Source organism: Amycolatopsis sp. PSD-21, from assembly GCF_055561455.1.
Genome location: NZ_CM145712.1, coordinates 6,238,136 through 6,255,360, shown reverse-complemented (window position 1 = coordinate 6,255,360; position 17,225 = coordinate 6,238,136). Strand labels below are relative to the sequence as shown.

Below are 17,225 nucleotides of genomic sequence, written 5' to 3'. Positions count from 1 at the left end.
GATCACAGTGCCGGGGGAAGGTCCAGCCATGGTTTGCCGGTGGCGTCGAATCCGGTGAGTTCGGCGAGCTTCCCGTCGACGACGCGCAGGGCCGCGATGGCGAACAGCCGGTGGTCCGGGCCGCCGGGGGTGCGGAGGTACAGCGCGGCGGCCGGCATGCGGTTGACCGTCGTGGGGAGACCGCGCCAGTCGTCGTGGCCGCGCTGGAAGAGCCCGCCGGAGATCCAGCCGTCCACCGCTTCCCCGGCCGTCCTGGTCACGGTGCCCGGATCGGGCAGCATCGCGAAGCGCAGATCGTCGCGCAGCAGGGAGATCAGGCCGTCGAGGTCGTTGCGCTCGTGGGCGTCGATGTACGACTTCACCACGCCGCGCTCGTCGTTCGACAGTTCGTGGGTGGCGGGGCTCCGCCAGTCGAGACGGCGGCCGGGCAGCTGCTCGCGCATCGTCACGCGTGCCCGTTGCAGAGCGCTGGTCACCGAGGCGACGGTCAGCTCCAGGGCGTCGGCGGCCTTCGGTGCCGGCCAGCCGAGGACGTCGCGCAGCACGAACACCGCCCGCTGCCGCGGCGGCAGCCGCTGGACGGCGACGATGAACGCCAGCTCGATCGTCTCCCGCGCCACCACCGATTCCTGCGGGTCCTCGGGGAGCATCCGGTCGGGGAACGGCTGCAGGTAGCCCGGCTCGGAGTCCGCCAGCCCGGCCGGGACGGGGGTCCGATCGTCGCGCTTCTCCAGGAAGTCGAGGCAGACGTTCGTCGCGATCCGGTACAGCCAGGTCCGCAGCGCGGCGTGGCCCTTGAACGACTCCCGCTTGTGCCACGCCCGCAGGAACGTCTCCTGCGTCATGTCCTGGGCGTCGTCGTAGTTCGCGAGCATCCGGTAGCAGTGCACCTGCAGCTCGCGCCGGTGGCGCTCCGTGATGAGCGCGAACCGTGCCGTATCGCCTGAGCGGGCCACCGCGATGAACGTGGCTTCGTCGGTGCCGTGCGGGCTGGCGTCGGTCATGGTCGTCGATCCTTCCACCGGTGCGAGGGGGCCACCAGAACCGACGACGTGGCGGAGGATTTCTGATCGGTGAAGCCGCTACGCGGGTGGCTGGTCCTCCTGCAGGTGCTCGAGGATCGTGGTGGCGATACCGGCGAACTGGTCGAGTTCTTCAGGAGTGAGGCGGTCGACCACAAGGCGCCGGACCTCCTGGGCGTGGCCGGGCGCGGCCTGCTTGAGCGCGGTGAGGCCGTTCGCCGTGATCACCGCCTCCATGCCGCGCGAGCCGCAGCGTTCCCGCGTGACCAGGCCCCGCTTGCCCATCCGGGTGAGCTGGTGATGCATGCGGCTCTTTTCCCAGGAGGCCGCCCGGCCGAGCTCGTAGACGCGCATCCGCCCGTCCGGCGCCTCGGACAGCAGGGCGAGCACGGTGTAGTCGGCGTTGGACAGGCCGCTGCTGGCCTGGAGCTGCTGCTCGATACGCGTCCGCAGCAGCTCCAGCATCTGGAAGGACACCCGCCACGCGCGGAGTTCGTGTTCCGTCAACTCCTGCTGCTTCATGGTGTCACCCTACCCCACGAGTTGACAAATCAACTCGTCGGCGAGTACCAGTTGATACATCAACTCAAAGTTCTCGCACGAAGGAAGGCACCCCCCCATGACCGAAAGACGTGACGAGGGCGAGCCGCCGGAAGACAGCGGGCGTCCCGGACGCCGCTACGTCATCCGTGGCGGCGCGGTGATGTCCATGGATCCGAACGTCGGCGACTTCGCGACCGCCGACGTTCTGGTGGAGGGCGGAGAGATCGTCGAGATCCGGCCGGATATCCGTGCTGATAACGCCGGCGAGATCGACGCACGGGGGCGCATCGTGCTGCCGGGCTTCGTCGACACGCACCATCACCTGTTCGAGACCGCGGAGCGCGCGTTCCTCGCCAACGGCCTGCTCCTCGACGATCACTCGGGCTCGCCGAGCGCGCAACCGAACTACGGAGAGCACATCCTGCAGGGTTTCGCGCGGGCCTATCGTCCGGCGGACGTCTACGTCAACTCGTTGTCCGGAGGGCTTTCCCAGCTCGACGCCGGTGTCACGACGGTGCTGGACGTCTCGCAGATCCACCACTCACCAGAGCACACCGACGCGGCGATCCAGGCGCTCGTCGACACCGGGCGGCGTTCGGCGTTCGGGTTCTTCGAGGGCGACGGCCGCACGGGCGCCCGGTATCCGCAGGACGCGTACCGCATCCGCGACCGATGGTTCTCCTCGAACGACCGGCTGGTGACCATGGTCATGGGCGGGGAGCTCCACCTCGGCAGGCAGGTGTACACCCGCGCCTGGGCGATCGCCCGCGAGCTCGACCTCAAGATCGCCGCGCACGCCGTCGGTTCGTGGGGGATGCGGCCGGTCTTCGACGACCTCGCCCAGGGCACCGCCGGGGTCGAAGTGGGGCCGGACAACCTGTTCATCCACATGACCGGCATGTCCGACCGGACCTGGCGACGGCTGCGGGACGCCGGTGCGCAGGTCTCGCTGGCCTTCCCGATCGAGATGACCATGCGGCACGGCACGCCGCCCATCCTCAAGATGCGGGAACTCGGTCTGGAACCTTCACTGAGCTCCGACGTCGAGACGACGATGGCCGCGGACCCGTTCACGCTGATGCGCTCCGCGATGACCATGCAGCGCATGATCGTCAACCAGATGATCCTGGACCAGGGCGACCTCGTACCGCCGGGCAACTGGCCGACGCCTGCCCCGGGCACGCCCGAACTCCTCACCGTCCGCGATGTGCTGCGGTACGCGACCGTCAACGGTGCCAAACACCTCGGCCTCGACGGCAGGACCGGCACCCTGACGCCCGGCAAGGAGGCCGACATCGTCCTGCTCGACGCGACCGCGCTCAACGTGGCCCCGCTCAACAGCGTGCCGGGAGCGGTCGTGTCGCTGATGGACCGCACCAACGTCGAGACGGTGATCGTCGCCGGCAAGGTGCGCAAGTGGAAGGGACGGCTGCTCGACGCGGACCTGACCCGGTTGCGCCAGGAACTCGAAGCGTCGCGCGATCACCTTTTCGCGGCGATGAACCTCGAACAGGACCTGTTCGTCTGGAGCTGAGAAGCCATGGATCAGAAGCGGCCGCAGCGGTCCACGCGTTTCCACGGCCATTCCGAGGCGAGCCAGCGCGCGACCGTGTCGGCGAGTGCCGCGTCGAGGTCCGCCTTGTCGGCTCGTACCCAGGATTGCACCGTGACGTCCCATTCTTCGGAGTCCGGGGGATACAGATACACGCAACCGATGACGTCGTCCGCCGGGTCGAGGACGGTGAAGGTGAACCCGGTGCGTCGCGCGAAGTCCGCCGCGTGGCGGCGAAGATCCTTGAGGTTCTCTTCGGGAGTCATGCCGTCGCGAGGCGGCCAGTCGCCGTCGGGATAGCCGGGAGTGGAGCGAATGTGCTCGATACTCGACATCCAGGCGGCGTGGTCGGCCGAATTGTGTTGCGGCCCCAGCGGTTCGAGGCGGAACCGTTCGGTCACGAGCGAGGCCGGAGGGACGAATCCGGCCGGTACGAACTCATCCGAGGTCATGGCCAGGACCGTAGCGGCCGTCCCGGCTTCGCGCACTCGAATTGCGGTCGGCCGGCGTCATGCCGGGATTTCGCCGGTCACCTGTCGCCGGAATTCAGGTCGGCGCCCCGGGTTTCGGCGCTGAGGAGCAGCGCGACGAGGGTGACCGCGATCGTGCCGACGAGGTACAGCACGACCGCCGTCGGGCCCTGTTTTTCGGCCAGCCACACGGCGATGAGGGGAGCGGGCGCGCCGGCGATGATCGAGGAACCCTGGAACACCAGCGAAGCACCGGCGAAACGGCGGCGGGTCGGGAAGAGTTCGGCGATCCACGCGGCTTCCGGCCCGGCGAGGAGTCCGTGCAGTGCCGCGCCGACGCCGATACCGAGATAGAGCAACGGCAGATTGTCGGCTTGGACGATGGCGAAGAAGACCGGTGCCCACACCGCGAGGCCCGCCGCGGGGACCAGCATGGCGATACGCCGTCCGACGCGGTCCGACCAGTAGCCGCCGGCCAGCATCCCCGCGAACTGCAGCAGGGACCCGACGGCCACGGCGAGGAGGACGTCGGACTTGCCGTAGCCGAAGGTTTTCGTGGTATAGGCGACCACGAAGACGGTGTAGACGTAGAAGGCCACGTTCTCGCCCAGCCGCACGCCGAGCCCGCGGAGGACGGGACCGGGGTGGGCGAGCGTCTCCAGGATGCTCGACCGCTCCCGGACGGCGTCCGCGGATGCCGTGGCCCGCGCCTGCGCTTCCTGGAATACCGGAGACTCGTCGATACGCCGCCGGATCCAGAAACCGATGGCCAGCAACGGGATCGCGAACAGGAAACCGACTCGCCAGCCCCATTGGTCGAAGGCGTTTTCGGGGAGTACCAAGGCGATCCCGCCGACCACGGCCGTGGCGAGCACCGTGCCCAGCGGCGCCCCCGCCTGCGGCCAGGCCGACCAGAAGCCCCGCCGTTTCGGGCTTCCGTACTCGCTGACCATCAGCACGGCCGCGCCGAATTCGCCGCCGAGGGCGAACCCTTGGATCAGCCTCAGCACGACGAGCGAGATCGTCGCCCCGATGCCGGCCTGAGCGTAGGTGGGGAGCAGCCCGATCGCGGAGGTCGACAGCCCGAGCAGCAGGAAAGTGGTCACCAGCATGGGTTTGCGGCCGAGGCGATCACCGAGATGCCCGAACACGATGCCGCCGATCGGGCGCGCGACGAAGCCGAGCCCTTGTGTCGCCAGCGCGAGCAGCAACTGGGCGAACCCGTCGCCGCCGGGGAAGAACAGCGGCCCGAGCACGGTGGCCGCGAGGATTCCGTAGAGCGCGAAGTCGTACCACTCGAGCACCGCGCCGGCGGTACTGCCCGCCAGGACCCGCCGGAACGCCGACCGGCTTACGCCGCCAGACCTCGAACCGGCCGTTTCGTGCGAGGCGGGCACGTTCGTCACTTTCGCTCCTCGTCGAGTCGGCCGGACAGGCGCGTGTCCGGTATGCGGACACTTCGGAACGCTATCCGGACACGTAGGAAGATAGACCGCGGCGGCGGGATCGCGCAATCACTTGCTGCGGGTCGTGGGTGGCGTTTCGGGTTCTATTTGAGGGGTAAGTCAAACCTGGCGTGGTCGGCCCCCTGACGCGCAGGCCGTCTTCGCTACTTCGCGCCGAGACGGGATGGCGTGGCCCCGGAGAGACTGTCGGCCCACCGCCCGCCAAATGTCCACAAGGGACTCTTCGCGCCGATTTAACGCCTGATTTGTGTCGCGATGCCCGATTCCGCGCGGTGTCGTGAGTGATAAAGAGGGTTAGGACGATCATTGCCACTCACGACTCCCGCGCAAAGCGCCCAAATCGGGCATCAGAAGAACCTTGAGTGTCCCTTGTGGACAGTTTGGGTCATGATCGGTCCCGCAGGCCCGTCTCCGCTCACAGCACGACACGTTTGCCTTGCCTCTCAAATAACCCGAAACGCCACTCGTGACCGAGCAAGGGGACGGCGGTGTTCACGTCCTGGTCACCCGGATGTGCCGTTACTTTCGGGTAACTTGTCACGCGGTGACTTCATAGTGGGCTGTCCGATTCGCTCCAGGAAGGAACACCTTCATGGCTCAGGCCTCCAGAGCCCGCGTCACCGTCGGCGGGCTCGTGCTGGTCACGGCGCTCTCCGCGGTCTTGCCCCCTTCGGCCTCGGCGGCCGACGCGTTGCCCGGCGTCAAGCCGACGACCGAAACCCCGGCCGTGTACGACGACGAAGCAGGCGGCAACGCGGACGCCGACGACCCGGCGATCTGGCGCAACCCGGCGGCTCCCGACCGGAGCCTCGTCGTCGCCACGGTCAAGGAGGGCGGCCTGCGGGTCTACGACCTCGACGGCCGTGAAGTGCAGTCGATTCCGGCGCCCGAAGCGCCCGGACCGGACGATGCGCCCGGCCGGTTCAACAACGTCGACCTCGTGCACCGCGTGAAGGCCGGCTCCCGGGTGAGCGACCTGGCCGTCACCAGCGATCGCGGCCGTGACCGGCTGCGGATCTACCGTATCGACGGCGGAAACCCCGGCGCCCCGCTCACCGACGTCACCGATCCCGCCGCGCCGGCGATCTTCTCGTCGTCGCAGGAGGAGATCAACGACCAGCGCACCGCTTACGGCCTCGCCACCTGGACCGATCCCGCCAGCGGCCGTTCGTACGCGGTGGTCAGCCAGCGGGAACGCACCGCGCTCAGCCTGCTGGAGCTGACCGCGGGCGCCGGAGGCACGGTCTCCTACCGCGAGGTGCGCTCGCTCGTGTTGCCGTCCGAGTTCCGGCTGCCGAACGGCAAGACGTGGACTCCGTGCGGTGAGCCGGGTGAACTGCCCCAGGTCGAGGGCATGGTCGTCGATGCCGCGACCGGCACTCTCTACGCCGGGCAGGAGGATGTCGGAATCTGGCGGCTGGACGCCGGCCTCGAAGGCACTCCGAAGCTCATCGACAAGGTCCGCGAGTACGGCATCCCCGGAACCTACGACGAGGCGACCGAGGAATGCGTACCCGGATCCGACCCGGGCTACGGTGGCAAGCGCCTGTCGGCCGACGTCGAAGGTCTCACCATCCTCAAGCAGAAGGACGGCGACGGCTACCTGCTCGCCTCCAGCCAGGGGGACGACACTTTCGCCGCCTACGACCGCGAACTCGACGAAGACAACGAGTACGAAGGCGGCTTCCGGGTGACCGCCGCGTCCGCGACCCTCGACGGAACCGAGGAGAGCGACGGCGCCGCCGTCCTCAACGAGCCGCTCGGCGGCAGGTACCCGAACGGCCTGCTCGTCGTCCAGGACGGTGACGACAAGCCGGGGGAGCCGGGCCGGGACGCCACGAACTTCAAGTTCGTCGACCTCGGACGCGTGCTCGACGCCCTCGACGACTGACCGGATCCGTTGGGGCGGCGGGAACGCCGCTCCAACGGGCCTGACCTACGACGCCACCGTCGCGGCCGACACGAGACGTTCGTGGACGTCGACGGCCTCCGGCACACCCATCTCGATGAACGCGGCGTGCGCGGTCCGCCAGTGTTTCCGCGCGGCGACCGGATCAACGGCGGCGGACAGTGCGTCGCCGAGTCCACTTTGGGCTCTGGCCAGTTCGTAACGGCTGTCCGCCGCGGTCGCCGACTCGATCGACTGCCGCAGGCAACGCACGGCGTCGTCGGCCCGCCCGGCGGCGAGCAGGGCCGCGGCCATGTCGTTGGTCGCGGCCAGCATTCCTTCCCTGCCGCCGATTTCCCTTGCCAGTTCGATGGCCTGCCGATGATGCGCCAGCGCCTCGTCGAACCGCCCCGCCGCGACGAGCAGGACCCCGAGATGGTTGAGCACCTTGCCCTCGTCGGCCCGGTTGTGCGACTGCCTCGCCACGGCGAGCGCCTGCTCGTAATGGGCCCCTGCCTCGGTGTCCTTTCCCATTCGCCAGAACGTGGTGCCGAGACCGTCGAGCGCCCGGCATTCGCAGAGGTGGTCCGCGCTCGCCCTGGTCACGGCGAGCGCCTGCGACAGATTGTCGACGGCGGCGGGATAGTTCCCCAGCCGCATTTCGGCGAGGCCGATATTGCACAACTGCCGTGCCCGGAACGACTCGTTGTTCCTTGCGACGGCGAACTCCATGGCCCGCCGGAAACAGGGCAACGCGGCGCGATAGTCGCCGAGACCGGTCAGCAACAGGCCGACGTTGCCCGACAGGTTGACGACGTAATCGGATGCACCGGCGGCGGAGAACTCCCTGATCGCTTCTTCCAGGACGACGAGCGCTTCGGCGGCGTCGCCCCGTTGCCAATGGGTCATGGCCAGCCCGTTCAGGACGTGCCCCCGGGTGACACCGGACGCGACCCGGACGGCGTTGCCGAACAGGGCCTGCGCGTCGCTCACGTGCACGCGCGCCTCGAAATAGCTGGTCATCACGCACGCGAGCCGCGTCACGTGGTCGTCGCGTCCCTCGTTCAGCGCCCAGCCGGACGCGACGACGAGGTTGACCCGCTCGGTGTCCAGCCAGGCCATCGCCTCGTCCGCCCCGTCGAACACGAGAGCGCGCGCCGCGGGGGTGGGCAGGTCCTCCCACCGCTCCGCCTCGTGGGGATAGCAGGTGACGAGCGCGGCACGGGCGGTGGCGAGCTGGAAGTCGAGCAGCCGCCCGGCCGCGGCCCGGCGCATCCGGGCTTGGACGCTCTCCCGGACGCGTTTCTCGGCGAACACCCGGACCAGGTCGTGCAGTTCGAACCGGGAGGCGCGGGCGGTGATCATGTTGGCCGCCACCAGGTCGTCGAGTTGGCGGCGCACGACGCCGACCTCGACGCCCGCCAGCGCCGCGGCCGCGTGGTCGTCGAAATCGCGTCCCGGATAGATGGCGAGCAAGCCGAGCAGGACGCGGTCGGCTTCGGCCAGCTCGTCGTACGACGTGCGCAACGCGACTTCGACCCCGTCGTCCAGCCTCAGCATGGTCCGCAGGTCGGCGAGGCGGTCGCGGTGGTCGGCCATCGTCCACTCGTCCGAGGCGGCCAGCCGCCGGGTCACCAGTGCGAGGGCCAGCGGTAACCGGCCGACCAGTTCGATGATGTCGGCCGCTTCGCCCCGCTCCGCGTCGACGCGTTCGTCGCCGATCCCGTCGCGGAGCAACTCGACCGACTCCTCCGGCGTGAACACGTCCAGCGCCACGTGCCGGGCCGTGTCCAGCCCGGTGAGGCGGCGCCTGCTGGTGACCAGCACCAGGCAGGTCGGCAGATCGGGCAGCAACGGCAGCACCTGGTCGACCGACGCCGCGTTGTCCAGCAGGATCAGCGCGCGACGCCCGTCCAGCAGCCGCCGGAACAGCGCGCTCCGGCCGGCGAGGGTGAGGCAGCCGATCTCGCTACCGGACGCCCCGAGCCGGCGCAGGAAGCCTTCGAGCACCGCGGCCGGGTCCGCGGCGGGCCGATCCGCGTCGAAACCGCGGAGATTCACCACCAGCCGCACGTCGGCGAACCGGCCCCGCGCGGCCAGCAGCCGCGCGACCTCGCTGGCGAACCGGGTCTTGCCGACCCCGGCCATCCCGGAGATCGCCCATACGCCGGCGGCGTCCGGCCCGGCCTCCAGTATCCGGCTCAGCTGCGCCTGCCTGCCGACGAACCCGCCGTCCGGGGTGGGCAGGTGATCGGCCACGCTGATCACGGCCGCCTCGGTGGCGTGCCCGGTGATCACCCGGTGCGCCTGCCGCCATTCCGCCGCGACGTCCATGCCGAGCAGCACGGCCGCGATGTCGACGACCAGCTCGACGTCGAGTCGCTTGCGTCCCGGCAGCAGGCAGCGGTACACGGTGTTGTAGGCGGGAAGGTCGGCCGCGCCCCTGGCCGTGCGCAGGCGCCGCACCCGGCGGTGCAGTTCCCGGTGGGTCAATCCCGCCCAGGCCAGCGCCTGCCGCAGCCGCTGGGAAAGCTCGTCGTACGACCGAGCCCCGATCGGACTCGGCGGCCGTTCCTCCGGCACAGGAACCCCCTGGACACGTGAACCGATCCGCCCGGTGGCGACCCCCGGACCGAATGCGGCTCGACCATAGTCGAGATCGGCGACCGGGTGGGCCGGATGGACGAACTCGCTGTCCGGCGGATCGTCCTGTTCGGACCTTGCCGATCGGCCGAACGGACTACCCTTTCCGGCCATGGATCCCGACCGAACGCCGGAGCCGGTGGGCGCCGGTTCGTTCGACGAGCTGGCGGCCCGGCTGAACTCGCTGCGCGGCTGGAACGGCGTGTCCTACCGGGAGCTGCACCGGCGGGTCGTCCGGGCGCGGCGGACGGCGGGCAACCCCGACCTGCCGGTGTTCAACACGGTCTACCGCTGCCTGCAGCCGGGCAGGCGGCGGATGGACGTGGACCTCGTCGCGGACATCGTGCGCGCGCTCGCCGCCGACGAGGCGGTGGTGGCGCGGTGGCGTCAGGTGTGTCAGGTGATCGCGGGCCTCACGGCCGACTCGTCGTGGGTGACCGTGGCGGGTGAGCTGCCCGCCGACAGCACGGAGTTCGTCGGCAGGCAGGCCGAGCTGGCCGCGATCACCGGGGGCGACGAGCGCTCGCCGGTGGTGGTGATCGACGGGATGGCAGGCGTCGGCAAGACCAGTCTCGCCGTCCGTGCCGCGCACCGGCTGGCACACCGGGACGGTGCCGAGGTCCGGTTGTGGGCGGACCTGCGTGGCTACGACGCCGACCGCGCGCCCGCCGATCCGCTCGCGGTGCTGGACGAGTTCCTCCGGCGGCTCGGGGTGCCGGGGAAGGAGATCCACCGCCTCGGCTCCGACGGCAGGCGGGCGACCTATCGCAGGCTGCTCGCGGACCGGCGGCCGGTCGTGGTGCTGGACAACGCGGCGGACGCCGATCAGGTGTGCCCGCTGCTGCCGGACCGGCCGGGCGGCACCGTGCTGATCACCAGCAGACGGCGCCTGACCGGCTTGGCCGGTGCGCGGCTCGTGCACTTGGACGCGCTTCCGGGGACCGAGTCGCTCGACATGTTGCGCAGGCTGGTCGGCGAAGCGAAGGTCGCCGAGGACACCGAGGCCGCCGCGCGGATCGCCGAGCTGGTCGGTCATCTGCCGCTGGCGTTGACGGTGGTGGCGGGCCGGATCCGGAACCGGCGCGACTGGACGTTGCGCGACCACGCCGCCCGGCTCGCGGAACGCCGGGACAGCCTGCGGGTCGAGGACGAGCTGGAGAACGCCATCGGCCTGTCCTATGCGGACCTGCCCGCCGATGCCGCGCTGCTGCTGCGGCTCCTCGCGATCCACCCCGGCCGCGACGTCGACGCGCGGGCGGCGGCCGCGCTCGCCGGGGTGGATCTACCCAAGGCTGAGGCGCTGCTGGGGGAACTGGTCGCCGGCAGCCTGGTGCAGCGTAGCGTCCAGGACCGGTTCGGCCTGCACGACGTCGTCCGTCTTTACGCGGCGGGACTGGCGCGGGACGTGGACGCCGCCTCCGCGCGGCGGGCCGCACTCGGGCGGTTGTTCGGCTACTACCGGCACGCCGCCTGCCGAGCCATGGACCGCTACGCCCCGCACGAGTGCGACCGCAGGCCCGTTGTGTCCACTTCGGACGTTCCGGCGCCGGATTTCGCCGACGTCGCGGCGGCGACGGCGTGGCTGGACGCCGAGCGGCACAACCTGGTCGGTATCACCGTGCTGACCGAGGAACAGGGTGGGCGCGAGGACGCGGCCATGATGTCGCCGATCCTGAACCGGTACCTGTACAACGCGCTGCACTTCGCCGACGCGGAGATCGTGCACGGTGTCGCGGTCCGCGCCGCCGACCCGCTGGTCCAGGCGAGCGCGTACATGAGCCTCGGGGCGGTCTACCTGCGTTCCAATCGCTATCAGGAGAGCATCGACCGGCTCAAGGAGGCGCTCGCGCGCTACGAGGCGGGCGGCGACCGGGCGAGCTGGGCGCGGGCACTGAACAATCTCGGCAACGCGTTCGACCGGCTCAGCGACTTCGCGGCGGCCGAGGACTGCTACCGGCAGGCGTTGCTCGTGCACCGGGAGACCGGCAACCGCACCAGCGAGAGCCGCGCGCTGGGCAACCTCGGGAACAGCGCGATGCGCGTCGGTGACTGGGACAAGGCCCAGGCGTACCTCGACGAGGCTTTGGCGATCATGCTGGAGGTGGGGGACCGGGTGGGGGAATGCCTGACCTACGGCAACCTCGGCACGGTGCACGAGCAGCAGGGTCACTCCGCCGAGGCACTCGGCCACTACCGGCGGGCGCTCGCCACCGCACGCGAATTCGGCTACCCGTTCCCGGAGACCGAGGCGTTGCTCCACATCGGCTCGCTGCTCGCGCGGCTGGGCGAGCACGACGACGCCCTGGTGCACCTGACCGAGGCACTGGACCTCGCGCGCCGGAACAGCTTGGGGGAGTTCGAGATCAAGGCGCTCAACGGCATCGGTATCGCACTCGGCGACCTGGGCGACGCCGCCGGTTCGATCGTCCGGCACCGGGAAGCGCTTGCGGTCGCCGAAAAACTCGGTGACCGCTACGAACAAGCGCGGGCGCACAAAGGGATCGAGCACGGAGCGGCCGTCGCCGGCGACACCGGCATGGCCGACGATCACGGGCGGAAGGCGCAGGCGCTGCTCACGGAGATCGGACTGCGCTAGGCGGCAAGGGCTGTTCCAGCGGGGTAATGCAATGTGGCGTGTCGCGAAAGCCACTTTCCCAACGGTGGAGGTTGGGAAAGTGGCTTTCGCAACGTCGGCGGCCTGCCCAGGTGGCCTGAAGGCGTGTTGCGAAAGCCACTTTCGCAACGGTGGAGGTTGGGAAAGTGGCTTTCGCAACGTCGGCGGCCTGCCTAGGTGGCCTGAACGCGTGCCGCGAAAGCCACTTTCGAGACGTGTGATGTCCCGAAAGTGGCTTTCGCGACATGACGCCGGCGGGACTGGCAAAGAGGCCCGCGCCAATTCGCTTGATGCGCGACGTGGCCGGTGCACCACGGATCCGGGGCGCCATCGAGGGGGAGTGGCGGTGTCCCGGATCCGTGGTGGCCATCGGTCACGCCGGCGCGAGCAGGCTCACTTCCAGCTGTACGCGACGCCGCCGAAGCCCGGCTGGACCTTCGCGCGCACCCTGGGGGTCGCGGCGAGGCCGAGGTAGCCGCCGCCTTTCTTCGGCGGGCCCGACCAGCGCACGACAACGGTGCCGCCGGTTCCGCATCCCGCCGTCTTCCAGGTCTTGACGCTCTTGTTCTTCTTGGTGCTCCAGTAGTGGCCCTCCGCCTGGACACAGATCCTGCTGTTGCTACCGGGCGGGAGCTTCCACGTGTAGCGGCGGTGCTGCGGGTTCTTCTTGGAATCCGGGCTGATGTAGCCGCAGCCCGCCTTGTCCACCTTCCAGCGGCCGTAGCCCGCCAAACCGCCCCGCCATCCGCCGCAGTCGCCGGAAGCGTCGATGCCCTCCGTGGTCACGTCGGTCAGTGCGACCTCGGTCGTGGTGGCGTCCACCTCTTCCTCGGCCATCGCCGGCGCGCTCTGCACGGCGAGTGCCATTCCCGCGACCAGCAGGCCGGTCGTGACCCGTGTCGTCCATTTCTTCACTGGTGTTCTCTTTCTCGTTGTTCGGATCGAAAGGCCTTCTGGGTTATTTCCGCGCCAGAAGAGCACGACTTGCCCGCGTGAGTGATTTTCCGTCAGCCAATCAACTGGCCACGGCGAACATTATCGGCAATACGTGGAGCCGCCTAGTGATCTTGTGCGGTGATCTTGATCGAGGTTGTTCGAAAACGCCGGACCCAAGGCATCAGCCGAGATCGATGAGCGATCCGAAGCCCAAGTGACGGGCTTGCGAGGCGATGGCGCCGTAGAGCGCCACGTCCAGCACGCCCATGCCGAACGGGTTGAGCACGACGTGCGGCCGGGCGGTGCCACGGCTGGGGTACCGGCCGGTGAGCAGCCCGCCCAAGGTGGCGTCGACGGGTTTCGCCGTGCCGTCCGACGGGCGGGTGACCAGTCCGTCGCGCATCAGGCGGCCGAGGGGGCGGCGGGGATTGTCCGCCACCAGGTCGAGGTCGTCGACGTACAGGGCCGCGGCGTCGAGGAACGTCTCATCCGCCAGATCGCCCAGTGACACGTTGACCAGCAGTGCGCCGGGACGCGCCCAGTCGGGGGTCACGTAACCCTCGTCGGCGGTGGTGGTGAAGACCGCGATCTCGCCGGCGCCGACCGCGTCGCGGGCCTTGTCGTGCACGGTCACTTCGAGGTCGTCGCGGGAGAGCAGGTCCGCGAGGCGGTGGGCGACGGCCGGGTCGCGGTCGTGCAGCGACACGGCGCGCAGGGAAGGCAACCTGCGGGTCAGCAGCGTCGCGTGCATCCGCCCCTGCGCTCCGCATCCCACGATCGCGAGCGAGCGGGCGCCGCCGAAACCGGTGACGTCGACACCGACCGCGCTCACCGCCGCGGTGCGCACCGCGCTCAGCAGACCCGCCTCCATGATCGACGTGACCCGGGCGGTCTCGGCGTCGAAGCACAGGCCCAGCCCGCCAGCGCGTTCCAGGCCCGCCGCCGGGTTGGACACGCTGGCGTTGATGATCTTCATACCGTGGTGCGGCCCCACCGCGCCGGGCATGCCGATGGACCGGGTGTAGGCACCCCGCGAGTTCTCCCATCGCAGGTACGCCTCCGCGGGGAGCAGGCTCTCGCCACGGTCGTGACGGGCGAGCGTCCGCCGCACGATCTCGACCGGGTCGATCGTCGCGAGGCAGCGCCGGACGTCCGCGCGCGACAGCACGGTCACCCGGCCCGCGCCCGCCAGCCCCGTGTCCGCCTGGTCGTACCACTGCTCGCTCATGCCGAATCCTTGCCCCGGCACCATTCCAGTGCCGCCATCGCGCTGTACATCTTGTTCTCCGCCTGGGTGAACGCGATGCTGTCCCGGCCGTCCAGCACCTCCGCGGTGACCTCCTCGCCGCGGTGCGCTGGCAGGTCGTGCATGAACACCGCGTCCGGACTGGTCCGCCACAACGCCCGCGTCACCTGGAACGGCGCGAAAACCTCGCGCCAGTCAGGGTCCGGTTTGGTCGTCCCCGTCGTCTCCCATCGCGTGGTGTACACGACGTCGGACACGGGCAGGTCGTCCATGTCGTGACGCTCCACAATGGACGCTCGGTGTCGTGCGGCGTGCGCTCGCGCACGGGCCAGCACCGCGGGATCGAGGCCGTAACCGGGCGGGGTGCGCAGCTGCAGTTCGGTACCGGGGAACCGGGTGAGCGCCAACGCGAGCGCGGCCGCGGAGTTGTTGCCCTCGCCGAGATACAGCACCCGCAGCCCGTCGACGCGCCCGAACCGGCGGGCCATCGTGGTGAGATCCGCGAGTGCCTGGGTGGGATGCTCGTCCGCGGTCATGGCGTTGACCACCGACATCCGCTTCTGGTCGGCCATGGCCCGCAGCTCCACCGGGTCGCCGGCGGTGCGCACCACGAGCGCGTCGAGCATGGAGGACAGCACCCGGCCGGTGTCCGCGATGGTCTCCCCGGTGTTGAGCTGCAGATCGCCCGGCCCGTAGGAGACGATGCGCGCGCCGAGCCGCAGCGCGCCCGACGAGAACGCCGTGCGGGTGCGCGTGGAGGTCTTGCTGAAGTAGATCCCGACGACCTCGCCGGACAGCGGCGAACCCGATTGCCGCGGATCGGCGGCCAGGGTCGTCGCCCGCGCGACGATGGAACGCAGTTCCCCGTCGGTGAGATCGTCGAGGGAAATGAGGTGGCGCAAGGTTTCTCCTTACCGGGCGGCGGTCAACGGCCGGGCCGTGACCTCGGGAACTTCACCGAAGTGCTCGAGTACCCAGGAATCCGAGTAGATGGTGTCGAGGTAGCGGTTGCCGTCGTCGGGGAAGACGAGCACACAGCGGGAACCGGCGGGGATGCGGTGGCGCAGCTTGCCGAGCGCGGCCACGGTCGCACCCGACGACCCGCCCGCCAGGATCGCTTCGCGCGCCACCAGCGACCGGCAGGCACGCACGCATTCCAGGTCGGTCACGTGGACGATCTCGCTGATCACACCGGTGGAATCGGCCGAGCCGACCAGCGGCGGCCGCCACCCGGCACCGTGCCCGGGGATGAGCCGGTGCTCGGTCGGGGTGTGGAAGATCGCGCTGCCCGCCGCGTCGACCGCGACCAGTTTCGTGGTCAGGCCGCGGTCGCGGATGTGGTCGGCGCAGCCGCGCAGCGTGCCGCCGGTGCTCACCGAGCAGAACAGGTAATCGACCCGGCCGTCCAGCGCGGTGACTATCTCGGCCATCGTCTGTTCGTGCGCGGCCGCGTTGAGCGGATTCTCGTACTGGTTGGGCCAGAACGCGTCCGGCAACAGTGCCACCAGCTCCCGGACTCGGCCGATCCGCGCGCCGAGCAGGTCGCCGTCCGGCGCGGACACGACTTCCACCGCCGCGCCGTAGGCCTTCAACAGCGCGACGGATTGCGCGGTCGTCCGAGTGTCGACCACGCAGATCAGTTCGAGTCCGAAGTAGGCGCACAGCTGGGCGAGGCCGACGCCGAGGTTGCCGGACGTCGACTCCACCACCACCGACCGGCCCGGTACCAGCTCCCCGGCCTGGATCTTGCCGCGCAGCATGTGCAGCGCGGTGCGGTCCTTGACACTGCCGCCCGGATTGAACTTCTCCATCTTCGCGAACACCTGGACGTCCGCGATCGGCACGACCCGCTCCAGCGCGACCAGCGGCGTGCCGCCGATCGTCGCGAGCACACCGCTCAACTCATCCGTGCTCAACGGACACCCGCTCTCCCCGCGCCACCGGAGCCGGGGCGGCGACATTGCCGCCGGACACGATCGCCACGGTCGCGCCCCGCCATCGCCCGGTCAGATGGGCGGCGGTCGCCACCGCCCCGCTCGGCTCGGCTCGCACGCCGAACCGGCCGGACAGGTACTCCTGCGCGGCGACGATGCCGTCCTCGTCGACGGTGACGATGTCGTCCACGAGCACCTTGATGTGCCGCCAGGCGAGTTCGCCGAGCACCGGCGCGCGCAGCCCGTCCGCGATCGTGCGGTAGGTCCGCTCCACCGGCCACCGCACCAGCCTGCCCAGCCGCAGCGATTCCGCCGCGTCCCCGGCCAGTGCCGGCTCGACGCCGACGACCCGGGTGCCGGGGGACACCGCTTTCACGGCGGCGGCGACCCCGGCGAGCAGACCGCCGTTGCACACCGGCACCAGGACGGTGCGGACGTCCGGCAGATCCGCCATGATCTCGGCGCCGACCGTGCCGTGCCCGGCGATCACGTCGAAGTCGGCGGAACCGACGACGGTGGCGCCGGTCCGCGCCGCGAGCTCGGCCGTGGCCCGCTCGCGCAGCGCGGGCGGCACGATCACGACGTGGGCGCCGAGCGCACGGACCGCGTCCACCTTCAACGCGGGCGCCGTGGCGGGCAGGACGACCGTGGCCCGCAGCCCGTGCCGTGCCGCCGCGTACGCCACGGCCCGCCCGTGGTTGCCGGACGACTGGGCGAGGACGTGGCCCGTGGTGAGCCGGGCGACCGCGTTGAGCGCGCCGCGTGCCTTGAACGAACCGGTCCGCTGCAGGTGTTCCGGCTTGAGCCACAGGTCGCCGAACGGGCCGAGCAGGGGCGTGCGGTGCACGGAGTGCCGGATCCGCTTGGCGGCGGAGCGCAGGTCCGCGGGGGTGACGAGGGAGGACATCGGC

At 70.2% G+C, this 17,225-nt stretch carries 13 protein-coding genes; 3 read left to right on the top strand and 10 right to left on the bottom strand.

Annotated features, from left to right (window positions below; genetic code table 11):
• Positions 1–2 precede the first annotated feature (2 nt).
• Positions 3–1,004: an RNA polymerase subunit sigma-70 gene (locus ACZ1DY_RS29180; RefSeq protein WP_465481554.1), complete on the bottom strand. Its 1,002-nt coding sequence runs from the start codon at positions 1,002–1,004 to the stop codon at positions 3–5.
• 78 nt (positions 1,005–1,082) lie between these two features.
• The gene (locus tag ACZ1DY_RS29175) at positions 1,083–1,544 is read right to left on the bottom strand and encodes a MarR family winged helix-turn-helix transcriptional regulator (protein ID WP_257485527.1); all 462 of its coding nucleotides are present in this window, start codon (positions 1,542–1,544) and stop codon (positions 1,083–1,085) included.
• A gap of 97 nt (positions 1,545–1,641) precedes the next feature.
• Here ACZ1DY_RS29175 and ACZ1DY_RS29170 point away from each other — a divergent pair, with 97 nt between their 5' ends.
• Positions 1,642–3,099: an amidohydrolase family protein gene (locus tag ACZ1DY_RS29170; RefSeq protein ID WP_465481553.1), complete on the top strand. Its 1,458-nt coding sequence runs from the start codon at positions 1,642–1,644 to the stop codon at positions 3,097–3,099.
• Positions 3,100–3,110: 11 nt separating this feature from the next.
• Here the strand turns inward: ACZ1DY_RS29170 and ACZ1DY_RS29165 are convergent, their stop codons facing one another.
• Together ACZ1DY_RS29165 and ACZ1DY_RS29160 are read right to left on the bottom strand one after the other, a co-directional pair.
• Positions 3,111–3,569 carry a GNAT family N-acetyltransferase gene (locus ACZ1DY_RS29165; RefSeq protein ID WP_465481552.1) on the bottom strand — a complete coding sequence of 153 codons (459 nt, stop codon included), beginning with the start codon at positions 3,567–3,569 and terminating at the stop codon, positions 3,111–3,113.
• Positions 3,570–3,646: 77 nt separating this feature from the next.
• The gene (locus ACZ1DY_RS29160) at positions 3,647–4,993 is read right to left on the bottom strand and encodes an MFS transporter (RefSeq protein ID WP_465481551.1); all 1,347 of its coding nucleotides are present in this window, start codon (positions 4,991–4,993) and stop codon (positions 3,647–3,649) included.
• Positions 4,994–5,645: 652 nt separating this feature from the next.
• Between ACZ1DY_RS29160 and ACZ1DY_RS29155 the strand changes: the two genes are divergently transcribed.
• A complete protein-coding gene (locus tag ACZ1DY_RS29155) occupies positions 5,646–6,944 on the top strand; it encodes a phytase (protein WP_465481550.1) in 1,299 nt (432 codons plus the stop codon).
• Between the two features lie 45 nt (positions 6,945–6,989).
• Here ACZ1DY_RS29155 and ACZ1DY_RS29150 read toward each other — a convergent pair whose 3' ends face one another.
• Entirely contained in the window at positions 6,990–9,524 is a 2,535-nt protein-coding gene (locus tag ACZ1DY_RS29150; RefSeq protein WP_465481549.1) for a tetratricopeptide repeat protein, read from the bottom strand.
• A gap of 172 nt (positions 9,525–9,696) precedes the next feature.
• On the opposite strand from ACZ1DY_RS29150, the gene ACZ1DY_RS29145 reads away from it, so the two are divergent.
• Entirely contained in the window at positions 9,697–12,180 is a 2,484-nt protein-coding gene (locus ACZ1DY_RS29145) for a tetratricopeptide repeat protein (RefSeq protein ID WP_465481548.1), read from the top strand.
• A 411-nt stretch (positions 12,181–12,591) separates the two neighbouring features.
• On the opposite strand, the gene ACZ1DY_RS29140 is transcribed toward ACZ1DY_RS29145, so the two are convergent.
• The 5 genes from ACZ1DY_RS29140 to ACZ1DY_RS29120 all read right to left on the bottom strand — a co-directional run bounded on the left by ACZ1DY_RS29140 (position 12,592) and on the right by ACZ1DY_RS29120 (position 17,221).
• A complete protein-coding gene (locus ACZ1DY_RS29140) occupies positions 12,592–13,113 on the bottom strand; it encodes a hypothetical protein (protein WP_465481547.1) in 522 nt (173 codons plus the stop codon).
• 202 nt (positions 13,114–13,315) lie between these two features.
• Positions 13,316–14,362 (bottom strand): ornithine cyclodeaminase, encoded by a 1,047-nt coding sequence (locus tag ACZ1DY_RS29135; protein WP_465481546.1) that lies wholly within the window; start codon positions 14,360–14,362, stop codon positions 13,316–13,318.
• The gene (locus tag ACZ1DY_RS29130; RefSeq protein WP_465481545.1) at positions 14,359–15,282 is read right to left on the bottom strand and encodes an ornithine carbamoyltransferase; all 924 of its coding nucleotides are present in this window, start codon (positions 15,280–15,282) and stop codon (positions 14,359–14,361) included. Before ACZ1DY_RS29130 ends, ACZ1DY_RS29135 begins: the two co-directional genes overlap by 4 nt.
• Before the next feature lie 9 nt (positions 15,283–15,291).
• Complete coding sequence (gene sbnA / locus ACZ1DY_RS29125; protein ID WP_465481544.1) at positions 15,292–16,296, bottom strand: 2,3-diaminopropionate biosynthesis protein SbnA; 1,005 nt, start codon at positions 16,294–16,296, stop codon at positions 15,292–15,294.
• Positions 16,283–17,221, bottom strand: a complete 939-nt coding sequence (locus ACZ1DY_RS29120) for a threonine ammonia-lyase (RefSeq protein ID WP_465481543.1) — start codon at positions 17,219–17,221, stop codon at positions 16,283–16,285. The genes sbnA and ACZ1DY_RS29120 overlap by 14 nt, the downstream gene beginning before the upstream one ends.
• Positions 17,222–17,225 lie beyond the last annotated feature (4 nt).

Excerpts from the sequence above, each read along its gene's own strand:
- ACZ1DY_RS29175 (WP_257485527.1), bottom strand. The coding sequence starts at position 1,544 with ATGAAGCAGCAGGAGTTGACGGAACACGAACTCCGCGCGTGGCGGGTG.
- ACZ1DY_RS29145 (WP_465481548.1), top strand. The coding sequence starts at position 9,697 with ATGGATCCCGACCGAACGCCGGAGCCGGTGGGCGCCGGTTCGTTCGAC.
- ACZ1DY_RS29155 (WP_465481550.1), top strand. The coding sequence starts at position 5,646 with ATGGCTCAGGCCTCCAGAGCCCGCGTCACCGTCGGCGGGCTCGTGCTG.
- ACZ1DY_RS29170 (WP_465481553.1), top strand. The coding sequence starts at position 1,642 with ATGACCGAAAGACGTGACGAGGGCGAGCCGCCGGAAGACAGCGGGCGT.
- ACZ1DY_RS29180 (WP_465481554.1), bottom strand. The coding sequence starts at position 1,004 with ATGACCGACGCCAGCCCGCACGGCACCGACGAAGCCACGTTCATCGCG.
- ACZ1DY_RS29120 (WP_465481543.1), bottom strand. The coding sequence starts at position 17,221 with ATGTCCTCCCTCGTCACCCCCGCGGACCTGCGCTCCGCCGCCAAGCGG.
- ACZ1DY_RS29135 (WP_465481546.1), bottom strand. The coding sequence starts at position 14,362 with ATGAGCGAGCAGTGGTACGACCAGGCGGACACGGGGCTGGCGGGCGCG.
- ACZ1DY_RS29165 (WP_465481552.1), bottom strand. The coding sequence starts at position 3,569 with ATGACCTCGGATGAGTTCGTACCGGCCGGATTCGTCCCTCCGGCCTCG.